The sequence below is a fragment of the uncultured Roseobacter sp. genome, assembly GCF_947493125.1.
Taxonomy (GTDB): Bacteria; Pseudomonadota; Alphaproteobacteria; order Rhodobacterales; family Rhodobacteraceae; genus Roseobacter.
Genome location: NZ_CANLQB010000014.1, coordinates 42,488 through 65,462, shown reverse-complemented (window position 1 = coordinate 65,462; position 22,975 = coordinate 42,488). Strand labels below are relative to the sequence as shown.

The 22,975-nt window shown below is 60.9% G+C and carries 20 protein-coding genes and 2 pseudogenes; 15 read left to right on the top strand and 7 right to left on the bottom strand.

What is annotated here, in order from left to right; all coding sequences use genetic code 11:
* The first annotated feature begins 330 nt into the window (after positions 1 to 330).
* The 9 genes from Q1A71_RS22160 to Q1A71_RS22120 are packed head-to-tail and all read left to right on the top strand — an operon-like array spanning position 331 to position 10,061.
* On the top strand, positions 331 to 1,248 hold the full coding sequence (locus tag Q1A71_RS22160) for an SMP-30/gluconolactonase/LRE family protein (RefSeq protein ID WP_299682025.1): 918 nt from the start codon (positions 331 to 333) through the stop codon (positions 1,246 to 1,248).
* 20 nt (positions 1,249 to 1,268) lie between these two features.
* Positions 1,269 to 2,129 (top strand): xanthine dehydrogenase family protein subunit M, encoded by an 861-nt coding sequence (locus Q1A71_RS22155; RefSeq protein WP_299682022.1) that lies wholly within the window; start codon positions 1,269 to 1,271, stop codon positions 2,127 to 2,129.
* Positions 2,130 to 2,143: 14 nt separating this feature from the next.
* On the top strand, positions 2,144 to 2,647 hold the full coding sequence (locus Q1A71_RS22150; RefSeq protein WP_366140331.1) for a (2Fe-2S)-binding protein: 504 nt from the start codon (positions 2,144 to 2,146) through the stop codon (positions 2,645 to 2,647).
* A 22-nt stretch (positions 2,648 to 2,669) separates the two neighbouring features.
* On the top strand, positions 2,670 to 5,156 hold the full coding sequence (locus tag Q1A71_RS22145; protein ID WP_299682016.1) for a xanthine dehydrogenase family protein molybdopterin-binding subunit: 2,487 nt from the start codon (positions 2,670 to 2,672) through the stop codon (positions 5,154 to 5,156).
* A 9-nt stretch (positions 5,157 to 5,165) separates the two neighbouring features.
* Complete coding sequence (locus tag Q1A71_RS22140; protein ID WP_299682014.1) at positions 5,166 to 6,101, top strand: 3-keto-5-aminohexanoate cleavage protein; 936 nt, start codon at positions 5,166 to 5,168, stop codon at positions 6,099 to 6,101.
* Entirely contained in the window at positions 6,098 to 6,844 is a 747-nt protein-coding gene (locus Q1A71_RS22135) for a TetR/AcrR family transcriptional regulator (protein WP_299682011.1), read from the top strand. The genes Q1A71_RS22140 and Q1A71_RS22135 overlap by 4 nt, the downstream gene beginning before the upstream one ends.
* Position 6,845: 1 nt before the next feature.
* The gene (locus Q1A71_RS22130) at positions 6,846 to 7,244 is read left to right on the top strand and encodes a hypothetical protein (RefSeq protein ID WP_299682008.1); all 399 of its coding nucleotides are present in this window, start codon (positions 6,846 to 6,848) and stop codon (positions 7,242 to 7,244) included.
* A complete protein-coding gene (locus tag Q1A71_RS22125; RefSeq protein WP_299682006.1) occupies positions 7,241 to 9,616 on the top strand; it encodes a transketolase in 2,376 nt (791 codons plus the stop codon). Before Q1A71_RS22130 ends, Q1A71_RS22125 begins: the two co-directional genes overlap by 4 nt.
* 52 nt (positions 9,617 to 9,668) lie before the next feature.
* Entirely contained in the window at positions 9,669 to 10,061 is a 393-nt protein-coding gene (locus Q1A71_RS22120) for a VOC family protein (protein WP_299682002.1), read from the top strand.
* A gap of 434 nt (positions 10,062 to 10,495) precedes the next feature.
* Here the strand turns inward: Q1A71_RS22120 and Q1A71_RS22115 are convergent.
* From Q1A71_RS22115 to Q1A71_RS22085, 7 genes and pseudogenes are all read right to left on the bottom strand, one after another.
* Positions 10,496 to 11,454, bottom strand: a pseudogene (locus tag Q1A71_RS22115) (acetamidase/formamidase family protein).
* A gap of 76 nt (positions 11,455 to 11,530) precedes the next feature.
* Positions 11,531 to 12,418 (bottom strand): branched-chain amino acid ABC transporter permease, encoded by an 888-nt coding sequence (locus tag Q1A71_RS22110; RefSeq protein WP_299681999.1) that lies wholly within the window; start codon positions 12,416 to 12,418, stop codon positions 11,531 to 11,533.
* 3 nt (positions 12,419 to 12,421) lie between these two features.
* Positions 12,422 to 13,147, bottom strand: a complete 726-nt coding sequence (locus Q1A71_RS22105; protein WP_299681996.1) for an ABC transporter ATP-binding protein — start codon at positions 13,145 to 13,147, stop codon at positions 12,422 to 12,424.
* A gap of 4 nt (positions 13,148 to 13,151) precedes the next feature.
* Positions 13,152 to 14,300: an ABC transporter substrate-binding protein gene (locus tag Q1A71_RS22100; protein ID WP_299681993.1), complete on the bottom strand. Its 1,149-nt coding sequence runs from the start codon at positions 14,298 to 14,300 to the stop codon at positions 13,152 to 13,154.
* Between the two features lie 19 nt (positions 14,301 to 14,319).
* Positions 14,320 to 16,188 (bottom strand): branched-chain amino acid ABC transporter ATP-binding protein/permease, encoded by a 1,869-nt coding sequence (locus Q1A71_RS22095; protein WP_299681990.1) that lies wholly within the window; start codon positions 16,186 to 16,188, stop codon positions 14,320 to 14,322.
* Positions 16,188 to 16,832 carry an isochorismatase family cysteine hydrolase gene (locus Q1A71_RS22090; RefSeq protein ID WP_299681987.1) on the bottom strand — a complete coding sequence of 215 codons (645 nt, stop codon included), beginning with the start codon at positions 16,830 to 16,832 and terminating at the stop codon, positions 16,188 to 16,190. The genes Q1A71_RS22095 and Q1A71_RS22090 overlap by 1 nt, the downstream gene beginning before the upstream one ends.
* The gene (locus Q1A71_RS22085) at positions 16,829 to 17,602 is read right to left on the bottom strand and encodes an N-formylglutamate amidohydrolase (RefSeq protein ID WP_299681984.1); all 774 of its coding nucleotides are present in this window, start codon (positions 17,600 to 17,602) and stop codon (positions 16,829 to 16,831) included. Before Q1A71_RS22085 ends, Q1A71_RS22090 begins: the two co-directional genes overlap by 4 nt.
* A 91-nt stretch (positions 17,603 to 17,693) precedes the next feature.
* Here Q1A71_RS22085 and Q1A71_RS22080 point away from each other — a divergent pair, with 91 nt between their 5' ends.
* The 6 genes and pseudogenes from Q1A71_RS22080 (at position 17,694) to Q1A71_RS22055 (ending at position 22,973) form a co-directional block, all read left to right on the top strand.
* Complete coding sequence (locus Q1A71_RS22080; RefSeq protein WP_299681981.1) at positions 17,694 to 18,527, top strand: MurR/RpiR family transcriptional regulator; 834 nt, start codon at positions 17,694 to 17,696, stop codon at positions 18,525 to 18,527.
* Entirely contained in the window at positions 18,524 to 19,825 is a 1,302-nt protein-coding gene (locus Q1A71_RS22075) for a glutamine synthetase family protein (RefSeq protein ID WP_299681978.1), read from the top strand. The genes Q1A71_RS22080 and Q1A71_RS22075 overlap by 4 nt, the downstream gene beginning before the upstream one ends.
* Before the next feature lie 357 nt (positions 19,826 to 20,182).
* Positions 20,183 to 20,429, top strand: a pseudogene (locus Q1A71_RS22070) (transposase); the annotation flags it as partial.
* 589 nt (positions 20,430 to 21,018) lie between these two features.
* Entirely contained in the window at positions 21,019 to 21,198 is a 180-nt protein-coding gene (locus Q1A71_RS22065; protein WP_299681976.1) for a hypothetical protein, read from the top strand.
* Positions 21,199 to 21,477: 279 nt separating this feature from the next.
* The gene (locus Q1A71_RS22060) at positions 21,478 to 21,834 is read left to right on the top strand and encodes a BON domain-containing protein (RefSeq protein WP_299681974.1); all 357 of its coding nucleotides are present in this window, start codon (positions 21,478 to 21,480) and stop codon (positions 21,832 to 21,834) included.
* A 242-nt stretch (positions 21,835 to 22,076) separates the two neighbouring features.
* Positions 22,077 to 22,973: a mechanosensitive ion channel family protein gene (locus tag Q1A71_RS22055; RefSeq protein ID WP_299681972.1), complete on the top strand. Its 897-nt coding sequence runs from the start codon at positions 22,077 to 22,079 to the stop codon at positions 22,971 to 22,973.
* Positions 22,974 to 22,975 lie beyond the last annotated feature (2 nt).

Genomic DNA, 22,975 nt, shown 5'->3' with positions numbered 1-22,975 from the left:
AAAAGTCGCTTCCGCGCTCCCGTTCCCCGCAACGATTGATCCAAAGGGTCGATCGTTCGACACTTCAACTCAAGCAAATCTAGCGGACGGTCCTGCAGCCCTTCGGCGCAGAGGCGGGCTGTGCATCGTTCACCGACATGTCGGTGCAGCCCACACCTTCGTGTCCGATTTCGATTCTACCATGTTTTGGATCACTCGGACCACATCCAACTAAATGATCAATTTAAAATACTGACATATATCATCTATAATTATATTGTACAAATGTACAAAATAAAATAGCTTTAAGAGGAATAGACAAAGACCAAGCCTCTGGGAGAAGTATTCTTGGTGCCTGCGTATTCCATTGACTGCCTCCTGACCTGTGACAATCATCTGGGTGAAGGTCCGATTTGGGATGTGGCGACGCAGTGCCTCTATTGGGTGGACAGCACCGGGCCGCGGGTTGGTAAGGATGCGATCTGGCGCCTCAATCCCAGCACCGGAGAGGTGAGTAGCTGGCCGCTTGACCAAGACATAGGCGCGATGACGCTGCGCGAAGGCGGTGGCTCCATACTGGCGCTGTCGGACGGGTTTTACAGCTTTGATTTCGACAGCGGAAAACCTGAGTTGATCGCAAAAGTGGACGACGATCCGGCGCGTGCCCGGCTGAACGACGGCAAGTGCGACCGAGCGGGGCGCTTCTTTGCTGGCGGCATGGACGATCAGGAGGAACTCGGCATTTGCGGGTTGTGGCGGCTCGACCCTGATCTGAGTCTCACCAAGGTCGAAGACGGCATCATTTGTTCGAACGGTCCCTGCTGGAGCCCGGACAACAGGACCTTCTATTTCGCCGATACGTTCCAGAACGAGATATGGGCGTATGATTACGATCTGGACACTGGAGACCTGTCGAACCGTCGCGTCTTTGCTTCGACCGCTAACGATGGGGGCTTTGCCGATGGATCGACCGTGGACGCGGAAGGGTATCTCTGGAATGCTCAGGTCATTTCCGGCGACCTGATCCGTTATGCGCCGGACGGTAGTGTGGAGCGCAAGATCTCCATGCCGGTGCGCAACATCACGTCGGTGATGTTTGGGGGGGCGGATTTAGAGGACATCTATGTGACGTCCATGGCACGCGTAAGCCATCCGGCCACGCACGACAACTTCTCGGTCGAGACCAAACCACAATTTGCAGCGGGCGGGCTGTTCCGCATTCGCGGCCTCGGGATCAGAGGACTGCCTGAAACGCGGTTTGCCGGCTGAGACAAAAGAGGGAGGACATGATGAAACCAGCGGCTTTTGAGTATCACAGGCCCAATGATCTGCAGAGTGCCTTGGCCCTGCTGAAAGAGCATGCCGACGCCAGCGTGCTTGCCGGCGGTCAGAGCCTTGTGCCGATGATGAACTATCGGCTGGCCCAGCCGGAGCATCTGGTCGACATAAACCGGATCGCTGATCTCGACTACGTCCGAGAGGACGGCGCGAAGCTCGCCATAGGCGCCTTGGCACGACACAATGCTGTCAAGTCCGCGCCACTGATCGCCCAGCATCTGCCGCTGATCGCACATGCCTATGAGTGGGTCGCCCATGCCGCTGTCCGCAATCGCGGAACGCTGTGCGGCAATCTTTGTCACGCAGATCCGGCGTCGGAGATGCCCGCGATCATGCAGATTCTGGATGCAGAAATGGTTCTGACCAGCAGCGACGGGACGCGTCTAGTGCCCGCGACCGAGTTCTTCACCGGGACATATGAAACCGTACGGGTCTCCGGCGAGATGCTGACCGAGGTGCGCATTCCGAAACCGCCTGCCGACAGTGGCTGGGGGTTTGAGGAGGTCAGCATGCGCAAGGGCGATTTTGCCTGGGCGGCGGTGGCCTGCATGCTGCGGGTAGACAATGGGAAGATTGCGGACCTGCGGATTGCGGCCGCGGGTGTGGGGGACAGCGCTCAGCGCCTGACCGGGATGGAGACTACCTTGAACGGTCAGACGCCTTTGGTCCAGCGGTTCGAGGTAGCGGCGCGGGAGGCGGCGGCTGAACTCGATCCCCCGGAGACGGCCAGTGTCAGTGCCGCCTACCGGCGTGATCTGATCTGCGCATTGGCGCCACGCGCGCTCAATGCGGCCGTATCGCGGGCCACATAAGGGAGGAGAGGATGATGAAGAAGCTTGCCATCGAATTGACGGTAAATGGCCGTGTACGTCAGGCGCTGGTACCGCCACGCATGCTCCTGAGTGACTTCATTCGGCAGGAGTTGGCGCTTCCCGGCACCCATGTCGGATGCGAGCATGGGGTCTGCGGTGCGTGCAACGTACTTGTGGGCGGCAAGGCCGTGCGCTCCTGTCTCATCTTTGCGGTGCAGTTGGACGGCGCGGACCTGAAGACCGTGGAGGGCTTCGGCGGGGCAGAAGAGTTGCACCCGATTCAGCAGGCCTTCTGGGAGGAGCACGGGCTGCAATGTGGTTTCTGCACCCCGGGCATGCTGGCGGCTGCAAGCGAATTACTGGCCGAGACACCGGATCCGACGGATCAGGAAATCCGCGAGGCGATCTCGGGCAATCTTTGCCGGTGCACGGGCTATGAATACATCATCAATGCGATCCGTTCCGCCGCGCGCAAACTGCAGGCGCAGGACGCTCAGGAAACGGCGGAAGCGGTCTGAGGACCAGCGGGGGAGGAACATCATGTCATCGCATCTGAAAAGCAACGTCATCCCGCCGAGCCGGCAGCGTGAGGCAGCACGCAGCGGGCTTACCTGGATCGGACAAGGCATCAAGCGGGTTGAGGATCCGCGCATTCTGACCGGCAAGGGCGGTTATGTCGATGACATCGTGGTGCCCGGCATGGCCCATGCGGCAATGGTCTCGAGCCCACATGCCCATGCGCGCATTCTCTCGATCGATACGTCGAGGGCGAAAGAGGTGCCGGGGGTCATTGGCGTCTATACCGGGGCGGATCTGGCGACAGTGGTCGACCCTTGCCCGAGCTTTGCCTCGCCGCCGGTGCCGCAGCACGCGATGGCCATGGATAAGGTGCGGCACGTGGGCGAGGTCGTAGCCGCGGTAGTGGCCGAGGACCGGTACATCGCCGAGGACGCCGCGGCACTCGTCGAGGTCGAATGGGAGGTACTGCCCGCCAATGTTGACATAGAGGCGTCGCTGGAGGCTACGGGCGATGCGATCCTTCACCCCGAAGATCGCGAAAGCAACCGCGCGCTGGACGAAAGCTTTGCGTTTGGGCCGGTTGACGAAGACTTTGCCTCAGCCGACCGAGTGATCTCGCGCCGGTTGCGCTGGAACCGCTCCTCCGCTCAGGCCATCGAAACCTGCGGTGTGGTCGCGCAGTGGGACGTGTTCAAGGGGGGCTACACGATCCATGCCAACACGAATTTCTACAGCTTCATTCCTTTCGTGATTGGGGGCAGCCTGCGCGTCTCCCCGGGCGAGTTGAAGCTGATCCCGGTGCTGACTGGTGGCAGCTTCGGCTCAAAGGTATTCATTCACAAGATCATCATCTTGACGGCAGGGCTCGCAAGGCTGGCGGGCGTTCCGGTGAAGTACATCGAGGACAGACTTGAGCATTTCACCAACTCCGACAGCCACGGCTCGGACCGGCTTTACAACTGCGATCTTGCGGTGATGGAGGAGGGCACCTTCAAATCCATGCGATTTACCGTGTTGGACGACTACGGTGCCTATCTGCAATTTGGTGTCGGCACCCACGGCAACGCAATGGCGCAGGTCACCGGTCCCTACCGGATCGGCAGTTTTGGGATGCGGGTGATCGCGGTGCTGACCAACAAATGCCAGCAAGGGCCCTATCGCGGGTTTGGCTCGGAAGTCACCAATTGGGTGATGGAGCGCATGGTGGACGCGGCCGCCGAAGAGCTGGGTCGCGACCCGTTGGAGCTGCGCGAGCAAAACATGATCCGGCCCGACGAGTTTCCCTACATGATCCCCACGGGCAATATCTACGACAGCGGCAATTTCCAGGAGGTTCTCGCGCAGGCACGGCAGATGTTTGATCTGGACGCCTGGACGAAAAAGGCGGCGGCGGCGCGGGCCGAAGGCCGTTGCGTGGGCGTCGGGATCGCGACGTGCATGGAGCGCAGCGTCTATGGGCCCACCGAATGGTGGTCGCTCAACAACAAAGAAACACCTGGTTTCACGCTGACCTCGACGCCGGAGGGGATCTCCGCGCGCATTGATCCCTCGGGCAAACTCTTTGTGACGCTGAATTCCTGCATGGTGGGCAACAGTCCCGAAACGGTGGTGACGCAAATTCTTGCCGAGAGATTGACTGTGGCGCCCGAGGACGTGGTGATCAACTACGCCGACAGCCAGACCGGATTCAACGGCGTCGGTCCGCAGGGCAGCCGGTTCACTGCAATGGTGGCAGGAGCCTGCGTGACCGCTTCCATCCGGCTCGAAGAAAAGCTCAAGCGCTTCGGCGCGCACATGCTTCAGCGTCGCCCGGAAGATCTGGAACTGCGCGGCGGCATGGTCGCTGTGAAAGGGCTGAAGGATCAGGAGAAGAGCTTCGCCGAGATTGCCCTGACATCCAGCTTCTTCCGCTTAAGCTTTCCCGATGGCGAGGAATTCGACAGCGGCCTTGAGACAACGGCCGTCTACGACCATCCGATTTCCACCGATCCGCATCCCGAGCGGGAGCATCTGGGCATCTTCTATCCCATCGTCGGCCATATCTGCCATATCGTGGCGGTTGAGGTGGATCCCGCGACCGGTAAGGTCGAGATCCTCGACTATGCGGCGGTGCATGACAATGGGACCATCGTGAACCCGCGCACGCTCGGCGGGCAGGTCTGGGGCGGTACGGCAAATGGCATCGGCACCACGCTGACCGAACAGTTCGTCTATGACGCGGAAGGTCAGTTTACCAACCCCAATTTTGCCGAATTTGCGCTGCCGACGGCCAATGAGATGCCGACCAACTTCAAGCTTGGTCACGTGGAGACACCGAGCCCGTATACCGAGTACGGCATCAAGGGCGGGGGTGAGGGTGGACGTCTGGGCGCGCCATCGGCCCTGACCAGTGCCGTCGAGGATGCGCTGCGCGACAAGGGTGTTAAGATCAGCGCACTGCCGGTGACCCCGCCCATTCTGCGCGGGCTGATCCGGGATGCAGAAGCGGAAGCGACCGCCGCAGAGTAAGGAGCACCTATGGCCCAGCCCCGGCCCGTCATCATCACCTGCGCGATCACCGGCGCGATCCACACGCCTTCCATGTCGTCGCATCTTCCTGGCGATTCCGACAGCATCGTCGCCTCCGCCATCGAAGCGGCAGAGGCGGGTGCTGCGATCCTTCATCTGCACGCGCGGAACGACACAACCGGCCAGCCAGACCAGAGTGTCGAAGGGTTCGGGCGGATTGTGCCGCGTATTGCAGAAGCGACGGATGCGGTGCTGAATCTCACAACAGGTGGCAGCCCTTACATGACCGTAGAGGAGCGTGTGCGCCCGGCGGCGCACTTCGCCGCGCAACTCGCCTCGCTCAACATGGGCTCGATGAACATGGGGCTCTTCCCGATGCTGCGTCGGTACCCGAAGCTGACGGGATGGGAGCGCGACCATCTCGAAGGATCGCACGACCTCGTCTTTCGCAACAGTTACAAAGACATCGCCTATGTTTTGGAGGTCTGCCGCGCCAATGGCACACGATTCGAGTTCGAGTGTTATGACACCGCACATCTCTACAATCTGGCGCATTTTGCGGATACGGGTGCGGTTGAGCCGCCGTTCTTTGTACAAACCGTGTTTGGCCTCTTGGGCGGCATCGGCGCACATGTGGATGACATCACGCATATGCGCCGCACGGCCGAGCGGCTTTTCGGGGACAATTTGGTCTGGTCGGCGCTGGGGGCCGGTGCACATCAGATGCGCGTGGCGGCGACGGTTGCTGCGGCAGGGGGGCATATGCGCGTGGGCCTTGAGGATTCGCTTTGGGCGGGACCGGGGCGTTTGGCTGTGTCAAACGCCGAACAGGTTGAACAGGCAAAGGCTTTGCTGAGCGGGTTGGGTCTGCGCGCCGCAACGAGCGCTGAAGCCGCGGAAATACTCGATCTTGCACCGCGCGAAAAGAGCCGGGGCGCGGCATGACGGAAAACACGCCAAGCCTCGAAAACGCCTTCGAGGAAACGCCACCACCCCCGCAGCGCCCGGCGCGCAGGAAGCCGGGCCGGCCCAAGGGTATCTCATCGGATGAAACCCGGGCGCGCATTCTGGATGCTGCCGAACGGATTTTCGCCGATGAGGGCTATGACGGAGCCGCGCTTCGGGATGTGGCAGCGGCGGCGGAAGTGCAACTGCACGCAGTGGGGTATCATTTCGGACCGAAAGAGGCGCTTTTCGACACGGTCATCGCGCGGCGCTCGGCGATCATGTCTGAGCTTCGAATGTCCGCACTTAAAGCCGCACGAGCCGCTGCGGGCGCCGGGCCAATCCCCATCGGCACCCTCGTGCGCGACTACATCAGCCCCTTTGTGCTTTCAGCCGGTCGGGGCGACCCCGGGTGGCGGACCTACGCGGCCCTTATGGGCCGGCTGGCCAACTCGCCGCTGGGCACCGAGATCATAGCCCGACACTATGACGCTACGGCGCGGGCTTACTTGGAAGAGTTTCGCCGCAGCCTTCCGGGTGTGGTCGAAGCCGATGTCATCGAGGGATTTTCGGCAATGGTGGCAGCAATGCTGGGGCTTTGCGCCGACACAGGCCGCCCCGAACGGCTGGCCGAAGGCGCCAGGGGGCATCGGAGCCCCACCGACAATCTCGATACGCTGGTTAACTTTCAGACTGCAGGCTTTCAGGCCTTGCTCACGCTGGCGAAAAATCAGGAGGATTGATGTGGCGCTGGAGATTGGACAGAGCGCAGAATTTCGTGCGGCAGTGACAGACACGCGTACCCCGGCGGCTCTGGGACAAAATGATAGCGTGCCGCTGCCGCCGGTCTTTGGCACCCCATTTATGATCGCGGATATGGAGCGTGCTTGCGCCGATCTCCTCATTCAAGCGCTATGCGACGGCGAAGTCTCGGTGGGTGTGACGATCGACGTTCGCCACTTGGCGCCGACCCCGGTGGGGGCCGAGGTAATCAGCACAGCGACATTTACCGGTCAGGACAGCGCGCTCTCTTGGTTCGACGTGCAAAGCACGGATACAACAGGCAAGATCGGTGAGGGTCGTATCGCGCGGGCCATCGTCCGGCCAGACACGCTCTTGGCGAAGGCGGATGCGCGGACATGACCGAGACGGATGTGATGCGCGCCATCGAGAAGAAGCTGCTCTGGCTTGCGTGCTGGATGATCCACAACGCCAACCATCTGCGGGCCAAGGACGAGATCAAGGTCGGTGGGCATCAGGCGTCTTCTGCCTCGATGGTCACGATTATGACCGCGCTCTATTTTTCTGCGCTTCGGCCCCAGGATCGGGTGGCGGTCAAGCCGCATGCGTCGCCTGTCTTTCATGCCATGCAATACCTCATGGGCAATCAGAGCCGCGAAAACCTCGAAAACTTTCGCGGCTACGGTGGGGCGCAAAGCTATCCCAGCCGCACCAAGGATGTGGATGACGTCGATTTCTCGACCGGTTCGGTAGGCCTCGGCGTGGCCATTACCGCCTTTGCCTCGATGGTACAGGATTATCTGAAGGCCAGGGATTGGACAGCGCCCCGCGACGATGGGCGGATGATCGCGCTCGTCGGTGATGCGGAGCTTGATGAGGGCAATATCTACGAGTGCCTGCAAGAGGGCTGGAAACACGGGCTGCGCAACACCTGGTGGATCATCGACTACAACCGCCAGAGCCTCGACGGCGTGGTGCACGAAGGGCTCTACACGCGCATTACTGACATCTTCCGCGCCTTTGGCTGGGATGTGCAAATGCTCAAATACGGTGTGCTGCAGCGCGCCGCATTCGACAGGCCCGGTGGAGCACGGTTGCGGGCCTGGATCGACGCGTGCCCCAACGCGGTCTATTCGGCACTGACCTTTCAGGGGGGTGCGGCCTGGCGCACGCGGTTGATGAACGATCTTGGCGATCAGGGGGACATCACGCGGCTTATCGACAGCTATTCCGACGCGGACCTTGCCGAACTGATGGAAAATCTCGGCGGCCATTGCATGGAAACACTGGCCGAGGCCTTCGCCGCTGTTGATCATGATCGCCCGGTGGCCTTCATCGCCTATACCGTAAAGGGCTGGGGCACGCCACTGGCGGGCCACAAGGACAATCACGCGGGGCTTATGACCCAGGCTCAGATGACCGAATTCCGCGATACGATGGGCATTCGCGCCGGTCATGAATGGGACCATTTCGAAGGGCTCGACGTGCCCGAAAAGGACCTCAAGACGTTTCTGGCAAAGGTACCCTTCTTTGCAAAAGGACCGCGCCGTTTTCGTGCCGAGAGGGTCGCGGTGCCCGATTTGGATCCTCCCGGCGATGCGACCCTCTCGACGCAGGCGGCCTTTGGCAAGCTTTTGGATGCAATGGCCAAGGGCGACAGCGAACTTGCAGACCGGATCGTGACCACGTCGCCGGATGTCACCGTGTCTACCAACCTTGGGCCCTGGGTGAACCGGCGCGGTCTTTTTGCGCGCGAGGATATCCCGGATACGTTCCGCGATGAACGGGTGCCGAGTACGCAGAAATGGCGCTTCTCTCCCGAGGGGCAGCATCTTGAGTTGGGGATCGCCGAGATGAACCTCTTTCTGCTGCTGGGGGCGGCAGGCCTGTCGCATGGTCTTTTCGCCGAACGGCTGATCCCCATTGGCACCCTCTACGATCCCTTTGTGAGCCGCGGCCTCGATGCGCTCAACTATGCCTGCTATCAGGATGCGCGGTTTCTCCTGATTGGCACGCCGTCGGGCGTTTCGCTCGCCTCGGAGGGAGGGGCGCATCAATCCATCGCCTCGCCGCTCATCGGCATGAGCCAGGATGGGTTGGCTGCCTTCGAGCCCGCCTTCGCGGACGAGCTTGCAGCCATCATGCACTGGTCGTTCGACTATTTGCAGCGCGACGGCGAGGGCGATCCCGACGAACGGACCTGGCTGCGGGATGAGACCGGGGGTTCGGTGTACCTGCGACTATCAACCCGACCGGTCGAGCAGCCAGGGCTTGGCATGACCGAAGCGCGCCGTCAGGGCATCATTGACGGCGCTTACTGGCTGCGCGCACCCGGACCAAACTGCGAGGCGGTGATCGTTTATCAAGGCACAGTCGCTACCGAAGCAATCGCCGCGGCGGGCCGGGTCGGGCCGGATCGGCGCGATATCGGTGTGCTGGCGGTCACCTCCGCGGACCGGCTCAATGCCGGCTGGCACTCGGCGCAACGCCAGCGGGCCAAGGGCAACAAGGCAGCCGTGTCCCATATCGAAAGCCTGCTGGCGCCCGTGCCACGGGAGGCAACGCTGGTGACCGTGATCGATGGACACCCCGCGACGCTGAGCTGGATTGGTGGTGTGAAAGGTCATCCCACGCTGTCGCTTGGGGTTGAACATTTTGGCCAGACGGGAACGGTCGCAGATCTCTACCACCACTTTGGCATAGACGCGGATGCCATCGTCGCGGCGCTGCACCGATTGAGCTGCGGGCGACCGATCCGGCTTGCGCACTCTTGAGGTTTTCCGCAGTCTGAATGGGTCAGTCGGCAGTACAAAAGGGGGAGGAAAGATGAATATTGGAAGACTTGATCATGTGAACCTGCGCACAAACCGGCTGGATCAGATGGTGGCGTGGTACAGCAATGTTCTCGGGTTGGTGCCGGGTGAGAGACCCGATTTCGGCTTCCGCGGCGCATGGCTTTATGTCGGGAGCCACCCAATGGTGCATCTGGTGGAAGTGCCCGCGGAATGCGCGGCAACCGACCCCAAGATCGAGCACTTTGCCTTCACCGCACAAGGGTACAAGGGGTTTGTCGCACGACTGAGAGACAACAACGTCGCGTTCGACGCCGTGAAAATTCCGGGTTTGTCGATTGTGCAGGTCAACGTTGCGGATGTCGACGGCAATCACATTCACGTCGATTTCAATGCCGGCGAAGCAGATTTGAAAGACGAGATGTAAATGGTCAGACGCTAAAGCGTCCGTGCATTGACGCGGCCCCTTTTTTACATCTTTGAGTCCTAACTCAACTCTACTCCAACGCGGACAAGTTCGATATACGTCGAACCTATCACCCGCGGCTTCACTTGGTCTTCGGTGTTGAAGCGCATCAATGTCTTGGCAAAATGCTCGCAAGTATCGAAATGGGGGCAAGCCTTGCTGCCCTCCTCGAGGCCGCACCTGAGAAAGAGCTATTGTCAACGCCGACATGCTGGGGTTTGACAGTTTACGTCAGATCACTCCGATGACGGTAAAGGTGACTTCAATCGGCAATGCACTCGCATCGGACTAGAGCCGAAGCGCCAATACTGCCCGACGATCCTGCTGGCGGACGCCTGATCTTTTTTTTTGTTCGTAACCTGTTTCCGCTTCAAGCGGACACCAAATACGGGGGCTCACTCGAGCACCAGGCGTGGAAAGTAGAACGAGACAACCCAATTCGGCATGTCCACGATTTCGGAGATTCTGAGGTCTCCGCAGGTCGATAGAAGCATGCAGGCATCAACGGCAGGCATTCCATGTCGCGCTGTGAGCAGGTCAATCATGCCCGCCACGGCATCGCGAGCCCCCGCCATCAGGTCGGGCCCCACGCCAGTGGTGACGTCATAGCCCTTCGCATCAAGATGGTTTGTCACGGGTCCATGTGTGCGAAAGCGCTGCATTGCGAGGTTGGCGCCTTTGACAAGATCGAGGGTCAGCGTCACATCCATCGGGCTCTCAATGGCGGTTCCGCAGACTTCACCATCGCCTTGGGCCGCGTGGGTGTCGCCGACAGAGGAGAGAGCACCCGCCACCTCGATTGGCAGATATATCTCCGTACCAACGGACAGGTCGCGGATGTCTAGGTTGCCGCCTGTCCGCCGAGGTGGGACGATGGAATGCAGCCGCGGTTCAGCGAGCGCAACCCCAATTGTGCCGATAAAGGGCTTAAGCGGCACGCTGCCCATATCACCCCAGAGTGCGGGCTCCATCGTCATCGCGTCGTAGGTCCATATCTTCAGTGCAGGATCCTCGAACTGATCTGCAAGGAGACCAAAGCCGGGGATGTTGGCGGTCCAGCCCCAGCCGCTGCCGTCCGTTTCGCGCGGCGCAAATCCGTGGAGCGTGATCTTTAGCGCATCGCCGGGTTCCGCTCCGTCGATGTAGACGGGTCCGGAGACAGGATTGATCTTGCCGAAATCGAGGGCGGTGACATCGGCCACGGTTCTTGATGGGCCAAGTTGGCCCGCCGAAGAGTCCATGCAATGGAAGAGCAGCGTTGAGCCGGGGGCAACGTTTCCACCGGGGCGATGGAATTGTTCCAGCCGAAATGATGTTGCGCGCCGTGGATGGTGTAGTCGCAGTTGTTGCACATGGGTTTGCTCGATCAGGCAGAAGGTTCATCTCAAAACTGGCTTCAAACCGGATCAACATCGAAGACCGGGCGGCAACTAAGAGCGCGTGCCGCTGCGGGCCGGCAACAGGCCATCTGGCCGCACCAGCAGCACGGCGATTACGGCGCTCAACACGATAGCATCCCGATAGGGGGTCAAGGAGTCCGGCAGAAACGCCTGTGTGAGCACCTCAAGCGTGCCCACGACAAATCCGCCCAGCACCGCGCCGCCCAGGCTGCCCAACCCGCCCAGCACGGTTGCGATGAAGGCTTTGAGCACTGGAAAGAAACCCATCATCGGATCGACGGACCCGCGTTGGGCCGTCCAGATGACCGCGGCAACGCCAGCAAGCAGGCCCGAGATGGCAAAGGCCGCGGCGACAACCCTGTTGGCCCGAACGCCCAACATCCGCAACATGTCGAAATCCTCTGCCGCGGCGCGCATTGCCATACCGATGGCCAGGCGGCGCAGGACGAAGGTCAGGCATCCCAGCGACAGGATCGTCACAAAGATCGACGCTGTGGGGGCCACGCCGATGGTCATGCCGCCGATCTGGTAAGAGCTGGACCAGGCGGACGGAAAGGAGATCGGCACGGGTCGTGCTGAAATCCCGTTCTGGAACAAAACTTTGAGAATTTCGGACACCGCGAAGCTGGTGATCAGGAGCGAGATAACATCGGCGCCACGCATAACGCGGAATGCCGCGCGCTCCATCGCCAGCGCCATGACCACGGCGGCGCCCAGCCCGATGCATAGGGCCGCGACCGGCGGGAAGCCAAACACCATCGACAAAAAGATGCCGTAGCCGCCGAAGGTCATGATTTCTCCATGGGCGAAATTGATGAGCCGCACGATGGAAAAGACGATGGCCAGACCAAGGGCCAGCATCGCGTAGATGCCGCCGAGGCTGAGCGCGTTGATGAGCTGCTGTACGAGTTGATCCATCGTTCAGGCCGCCAGATATGCTGATTTCAAAAGGTCATCGCTGGCCAAATCCGCAGGCGCGCCCTGCGCCGCAATCTCGCCATTGGCCAGCACGACTGCATGGCTGGCAACCTCCAGCGCGAGGGCGGCGTTCTGCTCGACCAGCAGGATGGAAATGCCTTCGCACTGCAGCTCTTCCACAATGGAAAATATCGTGTCGACCATCTGCGGGGCCAGGCCCAGCGAAGGTTCATCCATCAGCAGCAGGCGCGGCGCGCCCATCAGGGCGCGGGCGACGGCCAGCATCTGCTGCTCGCCCCCCGACAGAAGGCCCGCCAGCTGGCGGCGGCGCTCGCCCAGAATAGGAAACCGCTCCATCATCTCGGCACGGCGCTTGGCGGCGACCTGCGGTGTGGCCACAGCGGTGCCCGCGACTATAAGATTCTCCTCGACCGACAGGGAGGCAAAGATGCGCCGTCCTTCGGGGCAGATGCCTACACCTGAGCGCACGATGGCGTCGGGCGTGGCCTTGGTTGTGGGTTGGCCAAAGAGGGAAATGCGCCCCGAGGTCACCGGTACGACACCGGCAACCGCCATCAGCGTGCTGGATTTGCCCGCTCCGTTGGCGCCCAAAAGAGCGGTGATCCCACCCTTCGCGACCTCGAAGCTGATGCCGCGTACGGCCCGAACGGGGCCGTAGCGGACATCCAAGGCGTCGACCTCTAGGATCGTATCCCTCGCCTCTGCCATCGGTTCAGGGCTTCGGCAGCGTCTCAGGATCGGCCAACTGCCGCAGGACAAACTCCTTCTCGCCATCCGCTCTGATCCGCGCCACGACCACTTCGCGCAGGGGCATACGATCCGTGCCCTTGAAGGTGAAGTTCGACATGGTGGCTGTGCCGTCCTCGAGTTCGGCCATCGCCGCGCTGACGGCTGCGGGATCAGTCGTGCCTGCCGCTGCGAGGGCCTGCTCAATCATGTCCACGATATCGCAGCCATTCACGTAGTAGTTGTTGTCAGGCACGGTCCCCGTGGATGCTTTGAAGCGGTCGATGAAATCGGCATAGGCCGAGCCTTCATCCGGAAAGCCGCCGGAGGTGTGGACAACACCATCAACCACATCACCCAGCCCGCGCACGGTTGGCGTGTCGAGCACGTCACCACCCATCACCTGCGTCTCGACCCCGGCGCCGCGCAGGGCGCGGATGAAGGCGGGGAAGTCGGGCTCCCAGGCCCAGGTTGCGATCACGTCCGGCGCGTCATCCGCGTTCTGGATGTTGGTGACGATGGCCGAGAAGTCCGGCTGGTTCAGGCTGTAGGTGCTTTCACCGACAACCGCACCGCCGAGCGATTCAAACGCCTCGCCGAAGTAGCGGGGGCCGCCCAAGGTATAGGCGCTGTCGGGCGAGGTCAGCAGCCAAGCCTTCTCGAACCCCTGATCCCGGGCATAGGCGGCGAGCACAGCACCTTGCTGGTTGTCAGCCGGATAGCTGCCGAAGACATGCGGGCCCACTTGGGTCAGCACAGGTGCGGTGCCGGCAAAGGTCATCGTCGGGATCATGTCAGCCGCCGTGATCTGTGCCGCTGCAATGGTCGGGTCAGCATCCGCGGAGGAGACGATGAACTTGGCGCCGTCATCCAGCATCTCCTGCACCACCTGCACACCCACCGCGATATCCGAGCGCGTATCCTTGACGATGAGCTTGACCGGTGTGGTCCCGTTCAGCCCACCGTTGGCCATCTTCTCATCGATGCAGAATTTGAACCCGGCATAAGCGGGGCCGTCATAGGGCGCAAGATAGCCGGACTGCGCCGACATCACGCCGATGATGTAGTCTTCGGCAGAACTGGCAGTCCCCAGGGCTGCAATGGCCGTTCCGAGCAAAATAGACTTTAATGTCATGTTTTTTCCTTTCTGGTTTTCAGGTGGCAATGGCTTTTTGTTGGGCAGGGTCGGTATCAGCGGCGCGGGCCGCCCGGCCGCGGCCGATGTAGGCCTCGACCACGGCGGTGTTCGCGCGCACCTCTTCGGGTGACCCTTCGGCGATCTTTTGGCCCCGGTTCATCACCACGATGTGGCTGCACAGGCGATTGACGAAGCGCAGGTCGTGATCGATCAGCAGGATGCCGATGTTTCGGTCTTCGCGGATGCGGATCAGCCGGTCAGCCAGATCGCTGGTCTCTGACGGGTTCATGCCCGCCGCAGGTTCGTCGAGCAAAAGGATTGCCGGGTCCTGCGCCAGCGCGCGGGCGATCTCCAGCCGTTTGCGCGCACCATATGGCAGGTTTTCGGCACGCATGGCCGCGATATCGGCAAGGTCAAATGCTTCCAGTTCGCGCAGGGCGATGGCGTTGGCTTGATCACGGCGGTATCCGGCTGCCAACGCCGCGACCAGAACGTTTTCAAATGCGGTCAGGCCCGAGAAAAGGCGCAGATTCTGAAAGCTTCGCGCAACCCGGTTTTCGATGATGCGATGACGTGCCAGCCCAGTGAGGCGCGTGCCCCCGATCTCGGCGCTCCCGGCATCCGCCGTGTATTGGCAGGTGATCAGGTTGACCAACGTCGACTTGCCTGCGCCATTCGGGCCGATCAACCCCGTGATCCGGCCCGCGGGCACGTCAAAGCTGGCGCCCGCCACCGCCTGAACCCCGGCAAAGGCCTTGGAGAGGTCTCGTGCCTGCAGTGTTTCGGTGCTGACCGGGCGCGGTGCGGGGGCGTCGCGGGCGGTACCGCTGATCCGCTCTAACAGACGGGCGTCCGCACCGGGGGCCAGCTCAAACCCGCCGACCAAGCCCTGGGGGCGCAGCCAGATGACCAGCAGGATGGCAATGCCCAGAGCGACGGTTGTCAGACCGAAAACCTCTGGCAGGCTGATCCCGCCAAGAGTGATCCCCCCTTCGAGGTTGCGCACCGCGTTCTGCAAAAGCGTCACGGCGACAACGCCCACCACCGCACCGCCAACAGACGACATGCCGCCAACGATCATCATCACCACATGGGCGAAGACCAGGCCAAGGTAGAAGGAGGCGGGTGAGAAGGCACCGAGGATATGCCCGTAGAGCGCGCCCGCGACAGTGGCCAAGGTGCCAGAGAGGGTCCAAGCCACCAGCCGTGCCCGACGCGGCGAGATGCCAAGGGCAGTTGCCGCATCCTCGTCATCACGCACGGCGCGGACAAAGAGACCCCAGCGGCTTTCGCGGTAGAGCCGTGCGATGAGGATGAAGATCATCGCGGCCACCAGTACATAGACCAATTCGGTGATCCGTGGCACCCCGTAGAACGTCTGGCTGCCCCGGGTGAATTCCCGTGCGCTGACACCGATGCTGTGCACGATGATCAAGAGACCAAGGGTGGCGATGGCCGCCGACGGCCCCACCAGCCGAGAAATCGCGCTGCCGGTCAACAGCGCAAATGCCAGCCCAGCCAATAGGACGAAAGGCAGGGCGCCCCACAGAGCCAACTCATGTCCGGCCAGCCAGAGCGGCAAATCGGGCAGCGCGCTGCGTTGCAATGCGGCGGGCATCGTCAGAATGCCGGACAGGTAGGCCCCCAGTGCCATGAAGGCGCCATTGCCAAAGGAGACAATGCCGGTGTTACCGCAGAAGGCCGCCAAGGCCACCACGGCGGCCACGTTGACGCACATCAACAGCGCGATCCGCTCGCCTGTGCGCCCAAAGAGCAGCATCAGGAACGCCACCGTGCCGGCCAGCACAGCCAGTGCTGCCAGCGTGCGCAGCCAGTTCGCCGCGCGCAGCCGGGCCGGATGTGCGTGGAGCGCTGCTGTTGCCATCAGCGGGTGGCCTCCAGTTCATCGACAAGCTCGGCGCTTGTCACTTGACGGCAGTAGCCGGTGATCGCACTCAGTGAATTGTCATGTCGCGCCTGCGAGTAGGTCAGGCAGGCATCGGTCACCTGTGTGACCAGATAGCCCAGATCACAGGCATCGCGGATAGCGCTTTCGACACATTGATCGGTGATCAGCCCCGACATGATCACCTGCCGGACGCCGAGGTTACGCAGAATATAGTCGATGTGGGTCGAGACAAAGACAGAGGACGAGGACTTGGGCAGGACGATCTCGTCGCCTTGCGGTGCGATCCGGTCGATGACCTTGCCGTCCCAACTGCCCTTGGGAACATTGAAACCGGTGATCTTGTAGTCGAGCGACCGGTCCCGCCCGTCGAGGGTGAGGCTTTCGATGGTGGTATACATCACTTCCACCCCAGCTTCCCGGGCGGCGCCTTGAATGGCTTGCATATTGGGTATGACGCGGCTGTCGAGTTCATCGAAGAACCAGCCGTATTTGTCGTTGAACTCATCGGCGGGCAGCCCCTTGAACTCAGATCCATTCCGTTCCGCCGAGAAATTCTGCACATCAATGAACAAAAGCGCGGCATGGGCGGGTTCGATCGGGACGTCGCGGCTGAGGGTCATGTGTCTGTCTCCGGAAGGACTTCTGATATCGCCACCGCGATCAGCTTCGCCCATTCTGCGGCGCCCTCGGGGTGGGTGATCAGATCATTTCGGATTTCAATCAAAGTATGGGCCGCGCCGCTGGGTTCAGCGTGACGAGGTATGAACCAGTCGGTTTCGTCGTCGATTTGGTAGGGCTCATTGATCGCCAAGGTCAGGTCGGGCCGCTGGGCTGCAACGCTCTCCATGAGGGCTTGGGCGGTATCAAGATCGCGACGGCTGAGGAAACCCGCATGCCAGGGTCGGGCCCTGCCGCCCATCACGGGGGTGAAGGAATGGATCGAAAAGCAGCCGCGCGGTTGCAGGTCAGCCATCCTTTGGGTGATGGCCGCATTGAGCGGGTCAAAGATTTCCCGGGCGCGTTGGCGTTGTTCCGTCGGCGTAATCCCGAGATTTCCGGGAATGGTGACACCGTCAACTTCGGGCGGCACCGCGCTGGGGCTGTCAGGGGGGCGATTGGAGTCAATCACAAGGCGGCTGTACGTCTGGACTACCAGCGGCGCCCCGAGCCGCGCCGCCACATCGTTAGCCACCGCAAGCGCCCCGATATCCCAGCCACGATGGCTGTCCACTACGTGCTGCGGCAGCCCCAACCTGTTCAGGGATTGCGGTATTGCCTGGCCCGCATGCTCACAAACCAACAGTATGGGCAAGCGGGACTCCCCGTTGACGATCTTGACCGGTGCAGGGTCGGATTTGTGCAGAATCGATGAAACGTCGGCGAGAGTCATCTCTTCAGCCTTGGAAAAACAGTTTTCTATGTCAATGAATTTGTATTGACTGAAAATTAGTTTTCACCATTCTGACGAAATGACAGTCAGATTGACCATTGCCGCCGTCTCCGACAACTTGACCCAATCCGAGCGCAAGTTGGCAGCAACACTTTTGTCGAATTATCCTTTCAAAGGGCTGCTCAACATTCAGGAACTCGCTGAAGAGGCAGGTGTTTCGGCTGCATCCATTTCGCGATTCACCACCAAGCTTGGGCTCGATGGCTACGCCGACATGCAGCGCAAACTGGTCGAAGAGTTGCGCCGTGGCGATGTGTCTCCGGTCGACCTGCACGAGAGAAACACCCGGATCAGAGGCAGCTTCCTAGCGGGCTTTCTTGCAAGGGCCGCGGCACAGATCGAATCTTCCGGAGATGCGATCACGGATAGCCAATTCGAACGTATCACGGCCCTTTTATCGAACCCACGGCGACAGGTCTTTGCCATGGGTGGCCGGATCAGCGACACGATAGCGCGCCATCTCACCTTTCACCTCGCCCAGTCCCGCGAAGGGATCGCGCACATCGCGCGCGACCCCGAGGCATGGCCTGCCTCCCTTTTGCGCATGAAGCCGGGTGACGTGGTCTTCATGGTGGACTTTCGGCGGTACGAGCCCTCGCTTGAACGCCTCGCGCAGGCGATGATCACGAAGCGTGTGAAGATCGTACTTTTGACCGACAGCTGGATTTCCCCGATCAAAGGCAGCGCCGCCGAAGTGCTGGCGGTGCCGATCGAGACCGGCACCATCTGGGACAGCTATGCGGCCGCGCTTGCGATCGTGGAGGCCATCGTCGCCCGCATTGCGGAACTCACCTGGGATCAAACCCGCGACCGTATCGAAATGTGGGACGCGACCCGCGCGCTGACAATGGAGACCAAGACATGACGGACTTGATCTTTGCCGCAACCTGCGATCTGGCTGGCAAGGTCCGGGGCAAGGCGTTTCCCGCTGATCAGTTGGACAAATGGCTAAAGCGCGGGGTGGGCTGGACACCGACCAACGTGCAGATCACCTGTTTCGACAGCATCGCCGAAAGCCCCTTTGGCGCATTGGGGGATCTGCTGTTGATCCCGGACGGCGATGCGGCCGTGGCCGCAGATTTCGGCAGCAGCACCGAACGTTTCATGCTGGGCGATATTGTGACGTTGGACGGCGCGCCGTGGGAGTTGTGTACCCGAGCGCTGTTGCGCAGCGCCTTGGAGCGGTTGCAGCGGGTTGGCGGGGTGTCTCTGCTGGCGGCCTTCGAACATGAGTTCCAACTGACGTCCGGCGGTAGCATGTTGAACGAAGCCTATGGCCGCGCGGGGTTCGAGGCGAAGCGGGGGCTGTGCGAGGCGCTGATGGCGCATCTCGCTCAAGCGGGGCTGAGCCCTGACAGCATCATGAAGGAGTATGGCCCCAATCAATACGAGGTCGTGATCGGCCCTGAAAGCGGCGTGCGTGCGGCAGATGCAGCTGTGATGGTCCGCGAGCTGACCCGCGCCACAGCCCGCCATGCGGGCGACCGCGCGACCTATGCGCCGATCCTTGATCCGGCCAGCGTCGGCAACGGTGTGCATATTCATATGAGCTTTCTAGATGCGGCTGGTGAATCGGCAACCTACGATCCGGACGGCGTCTGCGGCATGTCAGAGTTGACGGCGGCTTTTTCCGCCGGCGTGCTGAGATATCTCGACAGTATACTCGCCCTGACCGCACCCTCCGTTGTCTCCTATCTGCGGCTGACACCGCACCGCTGGTCGGCGGCCTACAATAATCTCGGCTTCAGAGACCGCGAGGCGTCGCTCCGGGTTTGCCCCGTGACCGCCAAGGACCCAGCGAGTATCGCCCGCCAGTTCAATATCGAATATCGTGCAGCTGACGCGGCAGCCTGTCCGCATTTGGCGCTCGCTGCCGTCGTGCACGCCGGATGCCAGGGGATCGAACAAGGGCTTCGCCCGCCCGATCCGACTGAGGAAGACCTGTCGCTGCTGTCTGCCGCGGATCTTGAGGCACGGGGTTTTGTCCGTCTGCCAGAAACGCTGGAGGCGGCTCTGGCGCGGTTCGAAGCCAATGACACCGTGCGCGGCTGGTTCCCGGATGTTTTCGCTCCGGTCTATCTGGCCCACAAGCAGGCGGAGATCGCCCATGTGGCAGAGATGGATACGGCCGCTCGCTGTGCCGCCTACAGTCAGACCTACTGACGATGCAGAATTCGGCCGACATCCTACGTTCCGATCGCCAAACTCTCGGCAATCACCGAGCAGCACACCAAGACCATGCGCCATTATTCCGGGGATTGCTCGATCCCGCTTCACAAGATTTCGGATGCGATGAACCCCGTCGCTCCAACGTCTGACCGAATCGACAAGGAACTTGATGCACTTATGGTCTGGCTAGAAGTTGTCGAAAGCCTTTAGAAGCAAATTTGGACAACCCGATGAATGCTGCGCAATAGCGGGCCAACATTTTGGAAAGGCGGTGTTCGGCAGATGGTGTGGAATAACTCCTGCTTGATTGCTGCGTAGTTGGCTGATTCAATTTCCGCATTGAGCGAGAGCATTTGCGATAACGGGTTCGAGGCAGGACCCGCAAGCGGCGCTTTTTTTTATGAGTTCTCGTTGGAAGATCGTGTTCCGCAAGATCATCTGTTGCGATCGATTGATCGGCATCTCGATCTGAGCAGCATCCGGGGACATCTTGCAGATTTTTTATAGCCACACGGGCCGACCATCAGTCGATCCCGAACTGATAATCCGTATGCTAATGATTGGGTATTGCTTTTACATCCGCTCCGAGCGGCGGCTGATTGCAATTCTTGTGGCTGTGCTGAGCCTCGTCCCGATCGAGCTGCGGCGCCCTATCGTGAACGAGGTCTTTGAGACGCACGATGTGCGCCTGCCGGTGCAATTCGGCACTATCTAAGTGGCTGTCATCCTGTTGCAACAAGTGGCCAAATACGGGCTTTGGGGCTGTCAGTCGTGGATCAGTGAGAGCACGACGCTATACATTCGTCATCATCTGCTCAGCCTGATCCACGGATCAGAGGATGATCCGAACCAGTGCAGCGGGCGCGTTGTATCCAGCGTTGGAACTGAGATCGAAACTCTTGGGGGTTGGGGTCGTGGGTCAGGCCGTCTCATGCGCCTGCGCGAACACGGCGATGTTGATCGGCGTGGTGGCTTATATGTTCGTGGTGGGGCCAAAAAATCGCCGTCTTTGCTGTGGCCTTCCTAATCCCGCAGGTGACTTTGACATCGGTGAGCCAACGGCGCCTGAACCGATTGGTGGAGGCGCGCGCCGGCCTCCTGCGCGATCTCGGCGATGAAATCTCAGGCAGCGCGAAGCCGATCACAGCCGCGGAGACGCGTTGCCAAAGCAGATTTTCGGTAATCGTATGAAATTTTTCCTGCTCAAGTTTCTAATGAAATCCGCGCTCAACCTGCTGAACGCCTCGGGGCTGATCACCGTGCTTCTCTTTTGCGGATACCTCGTGATGCAGGGCGAGACGGAGGTCGGGGTCACCGTTGTCTTCATTTCGGGTTCAAGCGCATTTCCTCGCCTCTGTGAGAGCTGATCGGGTTTTGTCGCATCGCGGCACAGGCGAATGTGCAGCACGACCTGGTTGCCGAGTGGATGGACAAAAGGCTGCAGGCAGACCGATGACCAACCGCGCCATGCGGCCCTGAAACGGAACATTGACATGCGCGTTTTCAGTGCGGACCATAGATGGGCCCGCCCTGTCCTTTGCCTGTGTCCGAACCTTCTTCGGTTGTTCTGGAGCGTACCAGGCCCTGCCCTATCGCAAGCCACTGCCACATCTCCCTTAACCGACGCCGTCGCCACCGAACAGCGCGTGAACATCGAGCCGGTGGCGTCAGACGAAGTCATTGCCGAGGGCATTGACTGCATTCTGGGCGCAAACGATTGGTACGACGCCACGACGGTCACTGTCTATGAGGATGTGGCTTTCCTTGACGGGCTGGCAGAGACCGAGACACAGCGCATGTGGGCGCTGGACTTGTCCGGGAAGATCAACGGTGTTGTCGCCGTGGTGCACCGGATCGAGGTCAGCACCAAAGTCAACGGCTCCTTTGACCCCGCTCTGGCAAGGATGACCCCGACTTTTCCAGGATGCAATGGCCGCGCTGCCGCTGTTTCTTTTGGCCGTGATGATCCCCACGCTGGCCTGGTACGCACCGATACCTCATGAGGATGTCTGAAAGCCATCGGTCGACGAGCCTGATGCCACAGCGTCGGAAAGTGACCTGCTGGCCGACACAGAACCGGAGGAAGCCTCCGTTGGTTTGGACGAGGGTGAAGATCTTCTCGGAGCCAGTCAGGAGGCAGACGCCAAGCGCACCGACGTCTGATGAAGCAGTCTCAGCGATGTCCTGCGGGGGAACAATCGCGGGCAGTGTGCGTTGTCGGGTATTAGTGGCTCAACAGGACTCTATGGAACTTGCACCGATCACCGCCGCCCTCGCGGACAAACTGACAGAATACGGCGACGCTCTTGTAGTGATCACACCTCGCATAGCGGTGGCCGTTGTGGTGGTGCTGATCACCTGGGGCGTCACGTCGCTCGCCCGCGCCCTGGTCCGGCGGCTCGGCAAACGGTTCCACCTGCGTCCAAACCTCGTTGATGTGCTTGCCATGATCGCCGGCGTTGGCCTTTGGCTTGTCGGCATTCTGCTTGCGCTGACGGTCGTGTTCCCATCCATCACACCCGGAAAGGCCCTCACAACCCTCGGCCTTGGTTCGGTGGCCATCGGTTTTGCCTTCAAGGACACCTTCGAAAACTTTCTGGCAGGCATTCTGATCCTGCTGCGTGAACCCTTTCGGATCGGCGATCACATCGAATGCGACGATGTCGAGGGCCAAGTCGAAGAGATCACGATCCGCGACAGCCATGTCCGCCAGACCGATGGCCAACGGGTGGTCGTGCCCAACCACATCCTGTTTCAGAACGCTGTTGTCGTGCGCACCGATCGCGATCTGCGGCGCACAACGATCATTTGCGGCGTTGCCTACGGCGAAGATGTGGACGCGGCGCGCAGCATAATCGAACATGCCGTGACCCGCGTTGATACGGTGCGCGATGACGTCAAGGATGTAGAAGTATTTGCGCAAGCCTTCGGCGCGTCTTCCGTCGATTTCGAAGTCACATGGTGGACCGGCTCGCGACCCATCGACATCCGCCGCTCCCGTGATCAGGTGATCGCATCCGTCAAGCGGGCGCTGGATGATGCGGGTATTGAGATCCCCTTCCCGTACCGCACACTCACTTTCAAAGAACCGCTCGATCTCAAGGCAGAGGCCCTACAAAGCCGGGAGGCACAGCGGGCCTGACG